The organism is Mesorhizobium sp. M0808 (assembly GCF_040320025.1).
GTDB lineage: Bacteria > Pseudomonadota > Alphaproteobacteria > Rhizobiales > Rhizobiaceae > Mesorhizobium.
Genome location: NZ_JAMYOX010000069.1, coordinates 1 through 17589, shown reverse-complemented (window position 1 = coordinate 17589; position 17589 = coordinate 1). Strand labels below are relative to the sequence as shown.

At 63.0% G+C, this 17589-nt stretch carries 19 protein-coding genes and 1 pseudogene; 2 read left to right on the top strand and 18 right to left on the bottom strand.

Translation table 11 applies throughout. The annotated features are described in order from the left end of the window. A partial coding sequence (locus tag NKI25_RS36655; protein ID WP_502897493.1) for a hypothetical protein occupies window positions 1–251 on the bottom strand: 251 nt, incomplete at its 3' end. Window positions 252–254: 3 nt separating this feature from the next. Between NKI25_RS36655 and NKI25_RS34525 the strand changes: the two genes are divergently transcribed. Both NKI25_RS34525 and NKI25_RS34520 read left to right on the top strand, forming a co-directional pair. Continuing rightward, complete coding sequence (locus NKI25_RS34525; RefSeq protein ID WP_352579643.1) at window positions 255–620, top strand: ATP-binding protein; 366 nt, start codon at window positions 255–257, stop codon at window positions 618–620. 199 nt (window positions 621–819) lie between these two features. Then, complete coding sequence (locus NKI25_RS34520; protein WP_023679095.1) at window positions 820–1173, top strand: hypothetical protein; 354 nt, start codon at window positions 820–822, stop codon at window positions 1171–1173. A 137-nt stretch (window positions 1174–1310) separates the two neighbouring features. Here NKI25_RS34520 and NKI25_RS34515 read toward each other — a convergent pair whose 3' ends face one another. The 17 genes and pseudogenes from NKI25_RS34515 to NKI25_RS34430 all read right to left on the bottom strand — a co-directional run bounded on the left by NKI25_RS34515 (window position 1311) and on the right by NKI25_RS34430 (window position 17107). Then, window positions 1311–2276 (bottom strand): glycosyltransferase family 10 domain-containing protein, encoded by a 966-nt coding sequence (locus tag NKI25_RS34515; RefSeq protein ID WP_198023618.1) that lies wholly within the window; start codon window positions 2274–2276, stop codon window positions 1311–1313. A gap of 283 nt (window positions 2277–2559) precedes the next feature. Further along, window positions 2560–4241 (bottom strand): annotated as a pseudogene (locus NKI25_RS34510) (ISL3 family transposase). A gap of 268 nt (window positions 4242–4509) precedes the next feature. Further along, window positions 4510–6846 carry a carbamoyltransferase HypF gene (hypF, locus tag NKI25_RS34505; RefSeq protein WP_352611125.1) on the bottom strand — a complete coding sequence of 779 codons (2337 nt, stop codon included), beginning with the start codon at window positions 6844–6846 and terminating at the stop codon, window positions 4510–4512. Next, on the bottom strand, window positions 6846–7424 hold the full coding sequence (locus tag NKI25_RS36650) for a response regulator (RefSeq protein WP_023679098.1): 579 nt from the start codon (window positions 7422–7424) through the stop codon (window positions 6846–6848). Before NKI25_RS36650 ends, hypF begins: the two co-directional genes overlap by 1 nt. After that, a complete protein-coding gene (locus NKI25_RS34490) occupies window positions 7421–9184 on the bottom strand; it encodes an enoyl-CoA hydratase-related protein (RefSeq protein WP_023679099.1) in 1764 nt (587 codons plus the stop codon). Before NKI25_RS34490 ends, NKI25_RS36650 begins: the two co-directional genes overlap by 4 nt. A gap of 2 nt (window positions 9185–9186) precedes the next feature. Next, window positions 9187–10236, bottom strand: coding sequence for a hydrogenase expression/formation protein HypE (gene hypE / locus NKI25_RS34485; protein ID WP_023679100.1), 1050 nt, complete (start codon window positions 10234–10236; stop codon window positions 9187–9189). Next, on the bottom strand, window positions 10236–11381 hold the full coding sequence (gene hypD / locus NKI25_RS34480; RefSeq protein ID WP_023679101.1) for a hydrogenase formation protein HypD: 1146 nt from the start codon (window positions 11379–11381) through the stop codon (window positions 10236–10238). Before hypD ends, hypE begins: the two co-directional genes overlap by 1 nt. Further along, complete coding sequence (locus tag NKI25_RS34475) at window positions 11378–11623, bottom strand: HypC/HybG/HupF family hydrogenase formation chaperone (RefSeq protein ID WP_023679102.1); 246 nt, start codon at window positions 11621–11623, stop codon at window positions 11378–11380. The genes hypD and NKI25_RS34475 overlap by 4 nt, the downstream gene beginning before the upstream one ends. Beyond that, window positions 11623–12501 (bottom strand): hydrogenase nickel incorporation protein HypB, encoded by an 879-nt coding sequence (gene hypB, locus NKI25_RS34470; RefSeq protein WP_023679103.1) that lies wholly within the window; start codon window positions 12499–12501, stop codon window positions 11623–11625. The genes NKI25_RS34475 and hypB overlap by 1 nt, the downstream gene beginning before the upstream one ends. Then, on the bottom strand, window positions 12501–12842 hold the full coding sequence (hypA, locus tag NKI25_RS34465; RefSeq protein ID WP_023679104.1) for a hydrogenase maturation nickel metallochaperone HypA: 342 nt from the start codon (window positions 12840–12842) through the stop codon (window positions 12501–12503). Before hypA ends, hypB begins: the two co-directional genes overlap by 1 nt. Next, entirely contained in the window at window positions 12842–13975 is a 1134-nt protein-coding gene (locus NKI25_RS34460) for a hypothetical protein (RefSeq protein ID WP_023679105.1), read from the bottom strand. Before NKI25_RS34460 ends, hypA begins: the two co-directional genes overlap by 1 nt. After that, on the bottom strand, window positions 13972–14550 hold the full coding sequence (hybE, locus tag NKI25_RS34455) for a [NiFe]-hydrogenase assembly chaperone HybE (protein WP_023679106.1): 579 nt from the start codon (window positions 14548–14550) through the stop codon (window positions 13972–13974). Before hybE ends, NKI25_RS34460 begins: the two co-directional genes overlap by 4 nt. Before the next feature lies 1 nt (window position 14551). After that, window positions 14552–14773, bottom strand: a complete 222-nt coding sequence (locus NKI25_RS34450) for a rubredoxin (protein ID WP_023679107.1) — start codon at window positions 14771–14773, stop codon at window positions 14552–14554. After that, a complete protein-coding gene (locus NKI25_RS34445) occupies window positions 14770–15615 on the bottom strand; it encodes a hydrogenase expression/formation protein (protein ID WP_023679108.1) in 846 nt (281 codons plus the stop codon). Before NKI25_RS34445 ends, NKI25_RS34450 begins: the two co-directional genes overlap by 4 nt. A 25-nt stretch (window positions 15616–15640) precedes the next feature. Then, a complete protein-coding gene (locus NKI25_RS34440) occupies window positions 15641–16084 on the bottom strand; it encodes a thioredoxin domain-containing protein (RefSeq protein ID WP_023679109.1) in 444 nt (147 codons plus the stop codon). A 4-nt stretch (window positions 16085–16088) separates the two neighbouring features. Further along, the gene (locus NKI25_RS34435; protein ID WP_023679110.1) at window positions 16089–16421 is read right to left on the bottom strand and encodes a HypC/HybG/HupF family hydrogenase formation chaperone; all 333 of its coding nucleotides are present in this window, start codon (window positions 16419–16421) and stop codon (window positions 16089–16091) included. Continuing rightward, complete coding sequence (locus tag NKI25_RS34430; RefSeq protein WP_352572506.1) at window positions 16421–17107, bottom strand: HyaD/HybD family hydrogenase maturation endopeptidase; 687 nt, start codon at window positions 17105–17107, stop codon at window positions 16421–16423. Before NKI25_RS34430 ends, NKI25_RS34435 begins: the two co-directional genes overlap by 1 nt. Window positions 17108–17589: the final 482 nt, after the last annotated feature.

The following is a 17589-nucleotide window of genomic DNA, read 5'->3' as shown; positions in this document are numbered from 1 at the left end:
TCTTCCGTCATCCAGATCGGAATCAGCGCCAGGCTGCCATCCGGTTGTCGCCCGACATAGGCCGGCTCACCGCAATAACGCTGACGGCCTGTGACGAAAATCTGCCCGCCCGAACGTGGATGAAAGGCGTAACGGACAATCTTCTTTGCCTCGCCATCCTGATAACGGGCATTATGAGCCCAGTCCGCCCGGCACCGGAAAGACTTGGCTGGCCTGCGCCTTCGGACGTCAGGCCGCCCGGCTCGAATCATTCCGTGCTCTACCTGCGCATGCCGCGTCTGTTCGAAGATCTCGCCCTGGCGCGTCGCGACGGCCGCTTTCCCCGTCTCATCGACAAGCTGGCTCGGGTGCAACTGCTCATCCTTGACGACTGGGGCACCCACAGCCTGACCGACCAGCAGCGTCTCGATCTGCTGGAAATCTTCGAGGAACGCTATCGCCGGAAATCAACGCTGATCACCGCCCAACTGCCGATCGCCCAGTGGCACGCCATGATCGGCGAGCATGAGAAAGCAAAAAACACCGCCGCCCTTGACCGGCGCCGAAAACGGCGAAATCAATCGCAAATGACTTCAACCAGGCAACCGAGCGCCGACCCCATCCTGCTGTCCGCGAATTAGTGAAACTGCTGTCCCCGATTTAGCGGAACGACTGTCTCGTTTTTTGCGAAATACGCACGTCCGACGCAGCTTGCGTTGACAGAGGCGGTTTTACGCGCAATAGCACTTCCGCTCGGCCTATTTTTGTGGAGTTCAATTGTGGTTCGGCCAAGGGCGCTGGGCGCCGGACCGGCCCCGTGTAAAGAGAGAGAGACCCTGCATGGAAGAATTCTTACCGCGCATCGCCACTGGTGCCGGCATCGGCCCGGCTCTCGCAGAGAAGGCCGTTGGGTTAATGCTGGGTTTCCTGCAAAGCCACGCGGCCGACGGTCCCGTTGCCCGCATGATCGAGGCCATTCCGGGAGCTTCGGAATTAGTAGCGAAGTATCATGGCGACGACCCAGAGGGTGGCGGCCTTATGGGGCTCGGCCAGCAATTGATGAGTGAGGGTCTCAGCATGGCAAAGATCGCCGGCCTCGCCAACGAGACGATCGCCTTCACCAAGGAACGTGTCGGCGACGAACTCGTGGACGAGGTCCTCAATTCAGTTCCTGGCCTTCCCCAGTTCGTCTAATCAGCGGCAGCCGGGGGCGCATGACCTCGTGCGCCCGTACCGGCCGTTCTGCGCAGTAGGCATTCTCCGCCGAGCTTTCCGTACCGATCTCGCCAGACCACCAACCGCCGGGCACGCGAAGCGAGCGTTGGAGTACTTCATTCGTCTATTCCAAAATCGACCTCAGGCGAATCGATGTGTATAATTTCTGGCGGTAAGGGTTTATCCTGAACGCTTTCGATGAAGCCCGCGAGATAAGCAAACGTATTGTATTTCTCGAGGACCAACCGCTTCGCCTCTCGTATTGCGCCGCGACGCTCCTTCCAGAGGTCCGAGTTGATGATTTCTTGAATTTTTTGGATTACGTTCTTGTCCTCTGGGTCAATCAGAACCATTGAGTCCGAAGGGAAGAACCTCGTGATTGCCGGGCTGCCGTAATAGATCGGCATTGTTTCAGCAACGAAGCAGTCCATAAGCTTCTCTGTAAAATAGTAATCAGCACGAGTATTCTCGAAAGCTATACTGTAACGGTAAGGTGCGAGTGCGTTCCATTTATCTCCAATCAGCCGAAAACCTCGGCCGAACAGGTCAAAATCGAGCTCCTCTCTCAGCCGTTCCAGAAACGCCAGCCGATATCGATGCCCTTTAAGCAGGGCGATGTTACTGGTAATCCATGAGAGCCGAAGCGGCTTGTCCACGACTTCGCTGACCAGAAGTTGGTCATATGTCTTGTTTACAGACCAAGACCGAGTGATAGGTGGAGCCAAAACGAATCGGCGCCCTGCATTCTGCCGAGCAGCCAGCTCTGCGTCAGACGTCAGGACGATAGTATTTTTCCCCTGCCCTTCATGAAATGCGCGATGAGCTTTCGTCGGCGGTTCGCCGATTGCAAAAATTGTCCTGTTTGGGCTCGCCTCGATATCAACAGGGAGCCCAAAAAGAGAAGCAGAGTTAAAGACGATATGCCAATCGGGCACGAAGGATGTCGTGCGTACAAAAGCGACATTGTTCCAGATTCCACTGCCCTTTGGAGTGAGATGGTGGATTGCATCATCCAAAACGCCCCAAGAATCCAGACATGTAGCAACAATGGGCGCCGGACGTTCCGTCAACAATTTGGCCAACAAAGCGGTTCCACCCCATTCACTTCCGTTGGACCGGGAGCAACTTGTGCATCGGGCGCAACACCTCTCTGCGCCTGAAATAGCTCGCGATCCTGATCGATATCAAACACACGATTCTGTGCGACTTCGCGCCATTCGACAACTCATCTCTAAGACCGCGGGAATCCCTTCACTCGTGAAGGTACTCAATCGCCATTCCGGATTGCGGTAACATTGGGCAGCATAAACCTGCCGGGACCCGCCGTCGAGGCAATTGTCGCTTTGCACTTAACCAGGTTCTTCCTCACTTTGTGTGGTGATCAGGCCGGTTGAGTGGCAGCATGCGTGCCCTAAGGAGTTCGGAGCCCGCTCTGCCGTACATCGCACGCTTGATCGTCTTCAGGCGGTTGATCTGCCCTTCCGCCTGGCCGTTGCTCCACCGTAATTCAATGGCATTGCGAACGGCGTCAACGTCACGGCGTAGGACCCGAGCGAAACGCGTGATGGCGACGAGCCCGGAGTTGACGGCATCCTCGATCCAAGTGTCGAGCTTGTCCAATTCACAGGCCCCGCAAAATGCCGCGGAAGCGCATGGCAAGCCTGCGCATCGTGGCAAACTCATGTGATCCTTGCTTCAGGACGTCGACCTTTCTCGCCTGGTTGATCGTCAGCATACCCCGGGCCTTCATGCAGAGGGCCGCGGCGACTACCGGCGAGATCACATGGCCGGTCGCCGGATCCTGGATGGGGACAGCATCGCGGGCTGGTTGATGGCGTATGATCGAAGCAGGCGACGCACTGTCCTCGCCCGTCCTCTCGGCGCGGCGCCAGCTTGGGAGAAGCCGCTCCAGATTCGAGAAACTGCCCGTGTAGCCGCGCTGTTTGATATCGTGGAACAGGTGTCGTCCGCAGCGATTGCCGTCTCTCCAGGACTGGCTAAGAAACGCCTCGAAATATAAGGGTGACGTCGGCTCGACGCGGCCCTGCGTCGGTCGGGTGGCGTGTCGAAATTCAGCCATTTGGCGATGCTGCGCCGGCCGTAGCCGGTACGACGGGCGATCTCGGAACAGGACAGCCCTTTCCTTGCGCAAGGCGTGAACCATTTCGAACACCGTCTGCCGCGATTGTCGATGAGCGTGGCGCACCCGGCGCCGATGCGTTGCGTCAACGTGCGGATCATCCTGCATCAGATCGACTTGCGCGCTCCCGATACCCTTATCGGGCAGCAATGCAGGCCCCGTGGCGCGGCCCGAAAGGCTCATCTGCTCCTCGATTGCGACCCGCAGATTCTACATGAGATGGAACCGATCAGCCACCTGGCGCGCTTGCGGTGCACCCTCGCGAACAGCTTGCGCATAGAGCCCGCATCGGTCTCGGCTCACGATCTCGACGGAAGGGTGCCGCTCTAGCCATTGCGACGCACTCGCCACGCTTCTGTCATCCAGGATGTCGACAACCGAATGGCGCTCCAGGTCCACGATCATCGTGCCGTAGCGCCATGATCGCCGCCAGCTCCAGTCATCGATGCCAACGACCCGAATGGTGGAGTTGCTGTGAGCGACCGCGGCATCTCGCTTCAGCTGCCACAGGATAGTGTCGTCGCAGACCGGCATGCCGAGCCGTCGCATCAAGCGCTCGCCGGGACGGCCGCCGGTGCTATGGCCGAGCAGACCGACAATCTCCGCGACCCTCCAAGGGGAAGCAATCGTCGGCAGACGGTCGGTGAATGTTTGTCGTTCACATTTCTGATGTGCGCACCGCCAGCGGCTCAACCGAGGCTTCACCGTCACGGTCTTGCCCTGGACCGGCAGATTCTGAAGGCTGCGGTTGGACCAGCCATGCCGACTTCGGGTCCGTCGTCCGCAATCTGGGCAAAATGCCGAACGCCGGTCCGGCAGCGGAAACAAGCCAACTGTCATCATCAGTGAGCGCGACACCCCGTATTTTAGCCCCTGGGCCGGGGGACCATTTTGTTTTCGTTCGCATGCCCGCACATAGCGGCATCCCTCGCCAACGGCGAATGAACCACACAAAGTGAGGCAGAGCCCCATTAACTGCCAAGCGACACGATCCTTGGCTGCGTACCCGTCCTCGACGATTCCCTCGGAGCATCATTCCTGGCTAGTCCTTTTACCCGGCCATACGCGATCAGCCACTCACGGCCCGGACGAAATGCGCAAAGCTGGCCGCCGCACGTCACAATGCGCAGCGCCTTATTTGGACGATGCTGATATTTTTTCTTCAACGATTGGTCTCAATGCGAAAGGGCTAGGCCGATCGTTGCCTGGCCGAGCGCCAGACCGCCGTCGTTTGCGGGAATGCTTACGTGCGCCAGCCCCTCCAATCCTGCGACTGTGAGCTCGGCAAGTACGCCTTTGAGCAGCAGCCGATTCTGGAAAGCGCCACCGGACAGTGCGACCGTGCCGACGCCGTTTTCGTTAGTGAGTCCGATGGCCTTCCGCGAGATGATCTCTATCAGCGTCCTGTGGAAGCGCGCAGCAATCAGCCCGGTTTCGGCGCCCAAAGCCTGATCACAAAGAAGCGCTTCCCACAGACCTTTCCAGGAGATAACCGGTCCCTTCCGCGAGGTTGCTGGCCAAGCCTCGGCCGCATCCATGAACGGGCTGGCGAGCGCCTCCATCTCCATGCCGGCTTGCCCCTCGTAGCTCTGGCGCTCCAAACAGATGCCGAGGACTGCCGCGCAGGCATCGAAAAGCCGCCCCGCCGAGGAGGCAAGCGGAGCATTGACGCCCCTCTCGATCATCCGGTCCAGCACCCGAAGCGGCTTTTCGGCCAAGGCGGGGACGAAGGGCCGATCGGCAGGAAGCTTGGCCAGGAAATCCGGACCGAAAGCCGCCCGCAGATGCGCATAGGCATTGCGCCACGGCTCGAGGCTGGCCTTGTCGCCGCCGGGCATGGCGACCGGCTCGAAGTATGCCAGCCTCCGGAACCCTCGATAGCCGCCGAGCAGGAACTCGCCGCCCCAGATCGTGCCGTCATCGCCGTATCCGAGACCGTCGAGGATAATGCCCAGCACCGGCGGTGCGTCGATTGCGCGGCCGTGCTGGGCAAGGCACGAGGCGAGATGCGCGTGATGGTGCTGGACCTGCACAAACCTCGCCGCGGTCTCACGGGCAAGCTCCATGGCAAGCTGGGTCGAACGGTAGCCCGGATTCCGGTCGGCCACAATGAGGTCCGGCTTCGTGTCGAACAGGCTTCGATACAGCCCCAACGCCTGCCTCCACGCGTTCTGGTTCTTCAGCTCGTCGAGGTCGCCGAGATGCTGCGACAGCAGCGCGTTGCCGTCGCCCGCCAGGCAGAACGCGGCCTTTAGGTCGCCGCCCGCAGCCAGCGCCCTGACCGGGCCATCGAAGCCCGCCGGCAGCGCCAGCGGCTCCGGCGCGAAGCCGCGCGCGCGCCGCAACACCGAAATGCCGTGCCCGTCGAATCGCACCACGCTGTCGTCGAGCCGGTTGACAATCTCGCGGTCGTGCATCAGCCAGAAGTCGGCGATCCCGGCAAGCTCCTGCCGCGCCTCGTCATTGTCCGTGCATTGCGGCTCGCCCGAACGATTGCCGGAGGTCATCACCACCGGACCGTCCAGCGCCCGCAGCAAGAGATGATGCAACGGCGTGTAGGGCAGCATGAAACCGAGCCGCTCGTGCTGCGGCGCCACGCCCGCCGCAACGCCGCAGCTGTCACGGCGCTTCACCAGCACGATCGGCGCCGCTCGGGCGGCAAGCGCCACGCGCTCCTCGCCCGACAGCTCCGCGAATTCGGCAAGCTGCTCCAAGTCGCGCGCCATCAGCGCGAACGGCTTACCGTCGCGCTTCTTGCGGGCGCGCAGCTGCGCCACCGCCGCTTCGTCCGTCGCGTCGCAGGCGAGGTGGAACCCGCCGATGCCCTTGATCGCGACGATCCGCCCTTCCCCGATCAGCGCCGCCGCCTCGCGGATCACCGCCTGCGGGCCGCCGCCGACCACGACGTGGTCTGGACCTTCCAACCAGACGCGCGGGCCGCAGGCCGGGCAGGCGATCGGCTGGGCGTGATAGCGGCGGTCGGCCGGATTTTCATACTCGGCCCGGCATTCCTCGCAGGTCGAAAATCGTGCCATAGCGGTCGAGCGGCGGTCATAGGGGATAGCCTTGACGATTGACAGACGCGGCCCGCAATGCGTGCAATTGGCGAACGGGTAGAAATAGCGCCGGTCCTTGGGGTCGAGCACTTCCGCAAGACATTCCAGGCAGCAGGCGGCATCGGGCACGATGCCGGTCTTCACCCGCCCGCCCGCGCTCGCCGCTATGGCGAAGCCGCCCGCCGGCCGCGGCCCCTCAAGCGTCGCCGTCTCGATCCCGTCGATCCGCGCCAACGGCGGGCATTGCGCCTTTAGCCTGTCCGCGAAGGTCTCGAACTCGGCATCGCTGCACCACAGCGCGATCTCCACGCCTGCAGCATCGTTGCGGACGTGACCCGATAGCCCCATAGCGGTCGCGATGCGCCACACTGTCGGCCGGAAGCCGACGCCTTGCACCAGCCCCGTCACCCGGACCAGGCGTCCCTCCACTGCGGGCTCGGCGAGCGGCGGGCCCATCAGCGCACCGTGCACACTATGCACGGGTCCAACGACCGCACGATGTGCTGGACTGCAACCGGCTCGGTCTCGCCGAGCCGCACCGGCGCACCTTCGAGCGCCAGCTCCAGCGGGCCACGATTGCCGGCCCAGTCGCGTGGCGAAAAGTTCTGCAATGCGTAGAGCAGGTCGATCTGCGCGTGGTGGCGGCGACGAACCGCGATCTGGAGAAAGAGCTGCACCCCGTTCTTCAGCGTGAGCGTGAGGTTTTCCGGATGACAGAGCTTGGTGATGTACTGGTAGATGCCGGCCTCGTTGATGCCGTCGATGGTGTCATGCGCGTCGGTGTAGCCCGAGATGATCATGCGCACGATGTCCGGCCAGCGGGTGCGCGCCTGCTTCAGGAACTCGGTGCGGCAGGTGCCGGCTATGCGCTGGTCACACAGGATGATCTGGATCCATTCCATCTCCAGGATCGAGCTGGCGGCCTTGGTGTCGCTGGCTACGTGGACATCGAAATCCTCGCTCAGGACGCGCCGTTGCGCCTCCAGCGAGCGGATTTCGTCGTCGACGATCAATATGCCCGGCAGGTCGCTCACGATGCCTTTTTCCTTCCCTCCCGGCCGGCCTGCCAGGCGACGTCGCGGTGGCGGGCGATCGTCACTGGGGTGCGCGACTTCGGCACCTTGTGCACGAAATTATGCCGCGCGACGTGGTAGCTTGGGTCGAAGCCATAGAAATTGCGGCGCATCCGCGAAAGCTCCTCCTCGCGATAGGCGCAAAGCGGCTTGGCCGCCTCGTCGGCTGCGCGCCGGGCTTGTTTTTCGGCGAGCAACCCCGGAAACTCTTCGCTCCCGGCCAGCGCGGCAGCCGACGCCCTCACTTGCGCCGTGAACAGCTCGCTTGCCCCCGCGAACACCCGGTTGGCCAGATTCAGATTCAGCGCCTCCTTCGCGCCCATCGGCAGGCGCGCTGCCGCGATCCGGCGGGCATTCTCAGTCCCGCAGCAGCTCGGCAGGAGATAGGTCCAGAACTCCGAGCCGTAGAGATTGCCCATGTCCTTGTAATGCGGGTTGAGGATGACGCTCGAGCGCATCCAGAGCTGGTCGGTGCTGCGGGCGAGAAACACGCCGCCCGCTGCCGCATTTCCGGCAAGCGCTGCTACGGTGATGTGGCTTGTCGTGCGGATGATCGCATCGGCGAGGTCGTCGATGGCATTGATGTTGACCCAGGAATCGTCGGCCGCGCTGTCGGCCGCCTCGATCCGGTTGAGGTCGAGCCCGTTGGACCAGAACTGCGGCCCTCCGCACAGCACGATCGCCCTGGTCGGACGCTCCGTCGCTTTTGTATAAGCGTCCAAAAGTCTTCGACAGGCGTCCTTTCCCATTGCACCGTTATAGAAGGGGAAGTGCAGATAGCCGACCGCAGCTTCTTCTTCGTAGATGATGTCCTGATAACCGCCCGGTGAATTGAGCGGGATCTCCGGCAGGTCTGCAACTTCCTTCGCGAAGACCATGGTCGCCGGCAGCTTGAACGGGTGTGGCGAATTGGGATGCCGGACATGGCCGATCCACAACGCGCCGTCGCCGGTGACGATGGCGATCGCCGGCCCGCTTCTGGCGGCGACCACTCCCGGCTCGGGGAGCGATATCTTGCCCCGTTCACCCCGCGCGAGAGGCAAGTCACCCCCTGGTTCACGTGCGTCTCGCGCGTCGAAAAGGAAGACCGTTTCGCCGAAAAGTTCGTCCCGCACGCCGGGCGCGCCGTCGGCTGCTGCGATATTCTTCAGCACCGTTTCGGTCGTGTCGGCAGCCCAATCGATCCGCCGGTCCGCCTGTTTGATCGCGTCCCGCCACCGGCCCAGCGGCGCTACAGATTGTTCTTCCAGGGCAATCGGCTTTTCGCCCTGCTCGAACCGCGCGATCGCTTCGAGCACCGCCGTCACCGCCGCGTCGGTCACCTCGTTGCTGTAGAGGCTCGATTTCGTCGCCTTTCGCATCGCGAAGGTGGCGCTCGCCCAGACCGGCCCCGCATCCATTTGGGCCGCCGCTTCCAGCACCGTGACACCCCACTGCGTCGCCCCGTCCACCATCGCCCAGTCCAGCGCGGAGGGGCCGCGGTCGCCGACGATGCCTGGGTGAACGATCATACAGCATCGATTTTCATAGACTTCTTTCGGGATTGCCCGCTTCAGAAACGGGGCAATAACGAGGTCCGGCCGAAACAAATCTACCGCCTCCATGGTCCGCTCGTCGTTGACGTCCATCTCGACCGAGACCTCGTGTGCGTGCTCGCCAAGCGCCACGAAAATCCTCTGACTCAAGGCGTTGAAGGCGGTGACGAGAAGCAGAATGCGCATCTTCAGCAGATCCTCGGGAGCTGTTCCCCGGCGATCCAGTCGACCACGCGCATACCGCCAAGTCTCGTTTTCATCCGCACCAGCGCATGCTGGTCTGTGACGACTTCGCCAATGATTGCGGCATCCCGGCCCATGGGATGAGCGCGTATCTCGGCGAGCAAAGTCTTCGCGTCTTGCGCCACGCAGATGGCGATCAGCTTGCCTTCGTTGGCAACATTCAGCGGGTCGAGGCCGAGCAGTTCGCACGCCGCCGCGACCTCCGGCTTCACCGGAACCGCCGCTTCCCGGATTACCATTCCGACCTTGGACTGCTGCGCGATTTCGTTCAGCGTCGCCGACAGTCCGCCGCGCGTGGGGTCACGCAACACCCGGATACCAGGAACGGAGCCAAGCATCGCCGCCACCAGATCGTGCAGAGCTTGGCTGTCGGAGATAATTTCCGTTTCAAAATCAAGGTGTTCGCGCTTCGACAGGATTGCGACTCCGTGGTCGCCCATGGTGCCGGAGACAAGGATTGCATCGCCCGGCCGGGCATTGCTTCCGGAGATGTCTGTGCCGTCCGCCAGCACGCCAACAGCGGTCGCGGAGATGAAAACGCCGTCGCCTTTGCCCTTCTCCACCACCTTGGTGTCGCCCGTAACCACGGGTACGCCTGCTTCCCGGGCGGCAAAAGCCATTGAAACAACTATTCTTTCCAGTTCGGCCAACGGAAAACCTTCCTCCAGGATGAAGGACGCGGACAACCAGAGCGGCCGCGCGCCCATCATGGCGACGTCGTTAATCGTGCCGTGGACCGCCAGTGCTCCGATATCCCCGCCCGGAAAGAACAGAGGCGAGATGACATGCGCGTCCGTTGCCATCACCAGGCGTCCGCAGACGGTGCCGAGCAGGGCCGCGTCGTTAGCCTGGGCCAGGAACTCGTTGGCCAGATGTCTTTGAAAAATATCCCGAATCAGCTCGGCCATCGCGCGGCCGCCCGCGCCATGCGTCATGTCCACCGCGCCGCGGACCGACGAGGTGGTGACGGCTAGGCTGGGATCGTTCGCGCTCATTATTCCGCCGCCTCCAACAGCTTCGGCTCGCGGAAACGGCCATAGGTCCAGTAGGCCGCGCAGGCGCCTTCGGAGGAGACCATGCATGAGCCAATCGGGTTCTGCGGCGTGCACACGGTGCCGAACAGCTTGCAGTCGGTCGGCTTCTTCACCCCGCGCAGGATCGAAGGGCATTCGCAGGACTTCACCTGGCGCGAAGCCTTGACCGACAGCTCGAAACGCTTCTCGGCGTCGAAATCGGCATAAGCGTCGCGGATGCGCAGGGCGCTGTAGGGCACGGTGCCGAGGCCGCGCCAGTCAAAGGTCTTGCGCAGCTCGAAGACCTCGCTCACCAGTGCCTGCGCCTTGAGGTTGCCCTCCTCGGTCACGACGCGGGTATATTCGTTCTCGACCTCGTGCCGGTCTTCATTGACCTGCCGGATCAGCATCAGGATGGACTGCATGACGTCCAGCGGTTCGAAGCCGGCGATGACAACCGGCTTCTGGAATTCCTCGGCAAAGAATTCATATGGCTGCGAGCCGATCACGGAGGAGACGTGCGAAGGTCCCAGAAACCCGTCAATCTTGACGATGCCCAGTTCCCGCACTTCCGGCGATTCAAGAATGTGAGAGATCGCGGCCGGCGTGAGCACATGGTTGCAGAACACGCTGAAATTCTTGAACCCCTCGGCTTGCGCCGTCTTGATCGCGACGGCCGTCGGCGGCGTCGTGGTTTCGAAACCGATGGCGAAGAAGACGACTTGCCGCTCGGGGTTTTCACGCGCGATCTTTAGGGCATCGAGCGTTGAATAGACCATGCGGACATCCGCTCCGTCCGCCTTGGCGCGGATCAGGCTGCGTTGCTTGGTGCCCGGCACGCGCATCATGTCGCCGTAGGTGCAAAGGATGACCCCGTGCCGCTCGGCGAGCTCCACCGCATCGTCGAGGCGAGAGATGGGAAGCACGCAAACGGGGCATCCGGGTCCGTGCACGAAATGCACGTTCTGCGGCATCAGGTCCTGCACGCCGTGGCGAAAAATCGCATGCGTGTGCCCACCGCAGAACTCCATGAAATGGTAGCTCTTTTCCGGATCAGCCTCGATCGCGATGGCGCCGGCGATGGTCTTCGCAAGCTCCTGGTCGCGATATTCGTCGACATATTTCACGCCGAAATCTCCTCCAGCCCCTCCTCCAGCACGCCCGCTTCGGCCATCAGCTGCAGCGTGCGCTCGGCCTCCTCGGGGCTCACCTTGTGGAGCGCATAACCGACATGGACGAGCACGAAATCGCCAAGCGAAACGTCTGCCACCAAAGCCAATGAGATGCGCTTCGTGACCCTGTCGAACGCGACCACGGCCATGTCGTCATCGAGCAGTTCAACGACGCGGGCGGGAATGGCCAGGCACATCAGGCTGCTCCGAGCTCGGCCGCCCGCCGATGGCCGACTAGCGCCATGGCGCGGACCGCGCCGATCCAGGCCGTCCAGTCCGACATCCCCTCGCCCGTGCGCGCGGAAACCCTCAGCACCTTGATCCGCGGGTTCACCTTTCGGGCGTTGGCGATGCAGGCCTCCACGTCGAAGTCGAGATGCGGCAACAGGTCAGTCTTGTTGAGGATCATGAGATCGGCGGCGGCGAACATGTCGTGATATTTCAATGGCTTGTCCTCTCCCTCGGTGACTGAGAGCACCACCACCTTGTGTGCCTCGCCTAGGTCGAAGCCCGCCGGACAGACGAGGTTTCCCACGTTTTCGACGAGGAGCAGGCCTCCTTCGGCAAGGTCGAGGTGATCTGCGGCATGGCCGACCATATGCGCGTCGAGGTGGCAGCCCTTGCCGGTGTTGACCTGGATCGCGGGCGCGCCGGTGGCGCGGATGCGGTCGGCATCATTGGAAGTCTGCTGGTCGCCCTCGATCACGGCGATCGGCAACTTGCCCTTCAGTGCCTCGATCGTGCGGCAAAGCAGCGTCGTTTTGCCAGAGCCGGGGCTGGAGACGAGGTTGAGCGCAAGCACGCCGCGCTCGGCGAACATTTTCCTGTTCGCATCGGCATACTCGTTGTTCTTGGAATGGATATCCTTTTCCAGCTTGACCATCCGCGCCTGGCTCATGCCCGGCGCACGGGTGCCACCGGGGCCCGAGCCACAATCGTGCACATGATCGTCATGATGGGGGCCGTGATCATGATCGTGGTGGTGATCATGATCGTGGCCGTGATGATGGTGATGGCCATGCGCCTTGCCCTCGATCCGGACGGCGCCCTCGCCGCATCCGCAAATAGTGCACATCAGCTCACCTCCAATTCCCTGATCTTCATTTCTTGGCCGCCGGTCACCTGCAGCTGATGGCTTCCGCAGTCCGGGCATGGATCAAAGCGTGCCGCGATCGGCACGCTCTGGCCGCAAGGCATGCACCAGGCCCTGCCTTCCGTCTCGACGATTTCCAGCCTTGCGTCTTGCGCCAGAGAGCCACGCATGACGACATCGAAGCCGAACTTCAGCGCCTCGACCTCGACAGCGGATAGCCGCCCGATTTCCATGCAGACGCGGCCCACCTTCCGAAAATCCTGTCTCGCGGCCTCTTCCTCGATGATGCCACGGACGCTCTCGCATATCGCCATCTCGTGCATCAGCGGAGCCTGATATCGTAGCCGACGCAGGGGTCGATGGCCCGGACCAGGAGATCGGCCTGGACCGCCAGATCTTCACGTCTGGATGCAGCGAGCGCCGAAAGCGAGCTCGCGGCAATGCCGCTCTCGGCGAAATGAATGCTGGTCGGAGCCGTGATGGCGTAGTCGGCGATTCGGTCGTCGTTCAAAACAATCCGATGTTCCAGCCGGCCGCGTGCTGCCTCGGCGAAGGCAGTAGCAGAGCGGCCCCCGTTCTCGTCGCGAAAGACTTCGCGCGTAGGCACTTCGGACCCCTCCGCGACATCCCGCAGGGCCGCGAGCCCTCCGGCGATCTGCGCCGGCAGCGTCGATGCCTCGACCACGCGGGCAGCCAGCCGCGCGGCCAGGCCGGCTCCACCGTTTTCGGAAAGGAAAGCGCGAACGAGCGGCGCACCAGCCTGCCTGGCGAGGCAGCTCGTGTCGGCCGACGTTTCCTTCGGCAAATGTTCGTTTCCCCCGTTTGTCGTTTCGGGGTGGCCTATCATGGCCCAGCCCCTTGCCAAGACCGGGGCGATGAGACGGGCCGCAATCGTGCCGCGCTCCATAGCCCACTGCGCGAAGGCATCGCGATCCATCTCGCCAAGCGGCTTTTCGCCTTCGTAGACCACGGACTGCGTTAGATGGCTCGCTTCGGCGGCCGTTTCGGCAGCGTCCGCGCCCGGAATCCCCACGCACACGCCGGGAACGAACGCATTCCCGCCTGGAAAAAGTGCCTGCTTGAGGCGCTGCGGCAGGCGCATAGACCGGCGCAGGGTTTTACCGTCGGCAGGCTCGCCCGCGAGACTGGCAGTATCCAAGCCAATGCGCAGCAGGTGCTCGCGCAGCGTTTCGGTAAGCACAAGAAGCCGCCGCGCTTGCTTCGTGCGCCGGTCCGTCCCGATCTCCAGGGCCGCCTCGGCTGCCTCAACGCTCGCCGCCGACTGCGCAATACTACAGACACTGAACAGCGAACCGATCGCCGAGATGACCTCCGTCACCGGCCGGGCTCGCACGATCGGGCCAAGCGCAACCGGGCGCGGCGGCGTGACGATGGCTTCCATAACGCGACCGCCATCGCAGACGAGATCGATGGAGACGCGGCCATCAACGCTCATGCAGCGGTCTCCTCCTTGTCGCCCAAACCGAACAGCCAGCGGCGGGTCAATTTCGCCGGCTGGGAGCTCGCGGGTGTTCCGGCTGTCTCAACCTCGTCCAACGCGCTTGCCTCTTCCTCAGGTAGCCGGCCTTCCCAGACACGGATCATCTCGCCGTCTTCGTCTTCTTCCGCCTCACGGTTGAACAGTTCCGCAAGCACCTGCCGCGCGGCCTCTTGCGCACTCTCCTGGTCGGCGAATTCGAACATCGGCGAGAACAGCGAGCACATGCGGTAGCAGCCGAGCTCCTCTTCATAGGCCCGGAAGAACTCGAACCGGCCCGCCGGGAATGATGCATGCTCCTTCGTGCCCGTAGGCACGCGCGGGCGCGCTTGCCCGTCGCCAAATGGTAGAAGCACGAGGTTCATGAACCAGGGCGTGACAAGAACCGCGAGCCATTTGCCCTGCCACTGCCGCACGCCCACCGCGCTGACGCAAAGCGCCGGATTGAGGATCGGAATTCCTGCCATGGCCGTCCGTTCGATCCGCTGAAACACGAACTCTAGATGGGCAGCGACGGCTTGCGAATGATCCATGTCAATCGCTCACGACCATGAAGCCCTGCTTGGAGCCGTCACAGGTGGGGCAGCTCCAGTTGGCCGGCAGTTCGGCGAAGGGCGTGCCGGGCGGGATCTGCCAGTAGTCGTCGCCCTCAGCCGGGTCGTAGACATGCCAGCAAATCCTGCATTCGAGCCGCGACATCGGGCCGATCTTGGCATTGTCGCCGCCATATGAACCGGCAAAGAAGGAGTCGTTCACCGGTAGACCTCCAGGATTTCGAGGAGCCGCTGGCGGCTGTCCGCAATATCCTCGGGCGCAGCGCGGACCACCCCCGGCAAGGCCGTGACCTCGATCGTGTTGAGGATGAGATCGTCGGTCGAATTGAAGAAGCGCACCCACCAGACGCCGCGCGTCCCCGTCGTGGTCACGCGGCAATTGCCGTAGCCACGCGACAGCACGACCACCGGCCCGTGGCCAAGCAGGCCGTCGAGGAAGGTCAAGTCCTCTTCAGTGTGCGGCAGCAGCGACAGGTTTATGGCGTGCGGCCCGACGTCGGGCCCGACGAGCGGGATGCGGCCATTGAGCTCCGAAATCAGCGGCGGCGCGTTGAAGACGCCCGTCGGATAGGTCGCCGGCGCAGCGAGCGTATTGCGGCAGCCGGCGAAGGCCCTCTCCAGCACGGCCGAGGGAAAGGCGCCGACCTCGACGAAATCGCGCACGAGCCTGCCATCCGTTCCGGTCTGGCGCACGCGCCAGATACCGGCGAGCACCGACTCCTGAGCCTTCAGGTCGTCGCCGCAGATGATCAAGACCTCGCCCTCGCCCAGCGCCTGGTCGATCAGCGCAAGATTGGCGTCGTCGAGGCCGGAAAGATCATGCACCGCGTTTTCGCAATCCGGCGAGGACCGGCCGAGGCTTTCAGCCAGCGCGGAGAGCACCGCCAAAGCAGCTTCGAGCCCGGCGACATTTTCCTTCTCCGGCAACATGGGTGACGCAGAGGTCGCCATGCCCTTCGGCATTTCCATATACTGCAAGTCGCTGCCGTCCCCTTCGCTCGGCTGTGAACCCGGCCCGATGCCGCCGAATAGCGATGCTGCCATGATGCGCCCTCCCGGCCGCTTTCGCTCACTGGAAATGATCGTGGTCGTGACGGTCGTGGGTCGCGCAGGCTTCGGGAAGCTCGAAACGCGGCGGCGCGCTCGGCCCGCGCCTCAGTTTGCCGTCGATCTCAGTGAGGTAGTCTTCCCAGTCGAGCACGCGCTTTATGGCGCCGAGATATTCGCCGTTCCTCAGGAAGACAAGCGCCGGGAAGGCGTCGAAGCGATAGCGGCTTTGCAGCTCGCGTTCGCTCTCGCGCGATACCACGGCGGGCTTGAACACGCCCTGGAAGGCCTGCACCAGCTCCGGGAGGATCACCGCCACATCGTTGCTCTCGGCGAGCCGCAACCAGTCACCGGGAAAAAACAGCGCGGTGAGGTCGTGGGCCTCGGCGAATGCGTCGATGTTCGCCTCGTCAACCACCGGGATGCGGTGGCGCTCCATCATCATGGTGAGAACGGGTGAAAACATGGACTCAGGCGTCCTCCGTGCCTTGCGGTGAAAGGGCTTGCCCCGGCCGCAAATGCTCCGGCAGTTGCGGCTCGCGGCCGACCAGGTCGGCGAAGAGGTGGTCGAGGTCGGTGTCGCCGGCGAGCGCACGCTCCGTCGCTTCGATCGCGTCGGCGATCAGGCGCGCCGTCTCGGCAGTGACAGTCTCGCGCGCGGTGTCGAGGAAGGCGAGTATCCACGTACCCGCTGGCTGGTCGCCCACCAGGGTCATATCGAGGCGCCGCGTGCCGCTGCGACCGGTGCACAGGGCAATGCCGCCGCTGCATTCAACCACCTGGAAGGGAACGCCGACACACATCAGCCCTGCCTTCCAGACGATTGCAAAAGCGCGTCGACCTCGCACTCGAAATTCGCCGGACCAGCGAAGGCACCATTCTCGAGAAGCCGCGCGCCGTGACGACAGGCCTCTTCCGGTCGGGGTCGACCGCTCTCGTAGATGCCGATGCGCATTTCGCGCGAGGCGAGCGTCTCTTCTTCGGCCAGCGGTTCGGTGCGCTTGGCGATCGTCGCGCCGAGCCAGGCGAGCCACTCGATGGCGATCTCGATTGCAGGCTCGATCTGAGCCTTCACCGCGGGCCGGAGACTGCCGCCGTAGTCGTCCAGCTCGACCGGTTGCACGCCGACGAGAAGGAGATGGGCGGGATAGTCACCCATCATCTCGGCCATGGCGAGAACTTCCTGAAAGCCAGTCTGGTGGAGCGAAATCTTCTTCACACCGAGGAAGGCCGGCACCTCGCTGCCTTCGACGAGCTTCAGCGTGCCGGGCGCCAAGCCGTAGTCGACCGCGTCGAACACCACGAGGATGTCGGCCTCGCGGATATGTTGGAGGAGGTAGATGCCCTGCGTGCCGCCATCCATGGCCCGGACGTTGTCCGCCGTTTCGCAGAGCCGGTGGAACTCCTCCACCACGCGGATGCCGAAGCCCTCGTCGGCCCATAGCAGATTTCCGATGCCGAGCACGAGCACCCGTGGCGCGTCGTTCATTGGGAAGCCTCCTTTCGACCTTTTTCTTCCAGCAGCAAGAGGCGGGCCAATTGGCCGGGGGCCGGCAAATGGTTGCGAAATAGGTTGATCTCTGGATAGCGAACGACGCGTATGGAAAGCGCGATGACGATTTTACCGCACAAACGGAAAGTATCCTTCCATTGACAGATACGGCAACGGCCGGACTGAGAACCGAATTCCAGGCCGATGGAAAGTTTGCGTTCACTCGCCCTCCCCACTCCGCCTCGCTCCGCACCTTTGCCCTGAAAGGGATAGAGGAAGGGCGCCGGGCGTTGCGGTTGGCACTTCCTCTCCCCGTCGAACGGAGGAGAGGTGTCGAGGCAAGCCGAGACGAAGTGTGGATCGACTTGAAGGCAACCCGTCTTGAAGAAAAGAGCCGGGGGGGGGGGCCCCCCCCCCCGCCCGGGGGGGGGGCGGCGGGGCAAGAGGGGGTACAGAAGGCGCGCCGGGCCGCGCAGCGG

What these genes read in the sequence shown, in the direction of transcription:
- NKI25_RS34520 (WP_023679095.1), top strand. Translation starts at nt 820, where the DNA reads ATGGAAGAATTCTTACCGCGCATCGCCACTGGTGCCGGCATCGGCCCG.
- hypF (WP_352611125.1), bottom strand. Translation starts at nt 6,846, where the DNA reads ATGGGCCCGCCGCTCGCCGAGCCCGCAGTGGAGGGACGCCTGGTCCGG.
- NKI25_RS34490 (WP_023679099.1), bottom strand. Translation starts at nt 9,184, where the DNA reads ATGCGCATTCTGCTTCTCGTCACCGCCTTCAACGCCTTGAGTCAGAGG.
- hypE (WP_023679100.1), bottom strand. Translation starts at nt 10,236, where the DNA reads ATGAGCGCGAACGATCCCAGCCTAGCCGTCACCACCTCGTCGGTCCGC.
- NKI25_RS34475 (WP_023679102.1), bottom strand. Translation starts at nt 11,623, where the DNA reads ATGTGCCTGGCCATTCCCGCCCGCGTCGTTGAACTGCTCGATGACGAC.
- hypB (WP_023679103.1), bottom strand. Translation starts at nt 12,501, where the DNA reads ATGTGCACTATTTGCGGATGCGGCGAGGGCGCCGTCCGGATCGAGGGC.
- hypA (WP_023679104.1), bottom strand. Translation starts at nt 12,842, where the DNA reads ATGCACGAGATGGCGATATGCGAGAGCGTCCGTGGCATCATCGAGGAA.
- NKI25_RS34460 (WP_023679105.1), bottom strand. Translation starts at nt 13,975, where the DNA reads ATGAGCGTTGATGGCCGCGTCTCCATCGATCTCGTCTGCGATGGCGGT.
- hybE (WP_023679106.1), bottom strand. Translation starts at nt 14,550, where the DNA reads ATGGATCATTCGCAAGCCGTCGCTGCCCATCTAGAGTTCGTGTTTCAG.
- NKI25_RS34445 (WP_023679108.1), bottom strand. Translation starts at nt 15,615, where the DNA reads ATGGCAGCATCGCTATTCGGCGGCATCGGGCCGGGTTCACAGCCGAGC.
- NKI25_RS34440 (WP_023679109.1), bottom strand. Translation starts at nt 16,084, where the DNA reads ATGTTTTCACCCGTTCTCACCATGATGATGGAGCGCCACCGCATCCCG.
- NKI25_RS34435 (WP_023679110.1), bottom strand. Translation starts at nt 16,421, where the DNA reads ATGTGTGTCGGCGTTCCCTTCCAGGTGGTTGAATGCAGCGGCGGCATT.
- NKI25_RS34430 (WP_352572506.1), bottom strand. Translation starts at nt 17,107, where the DNA reads ATGAACGACGCGCCACGGGTGCTCGTGCTCGGCATCGGAAATCTGCTA.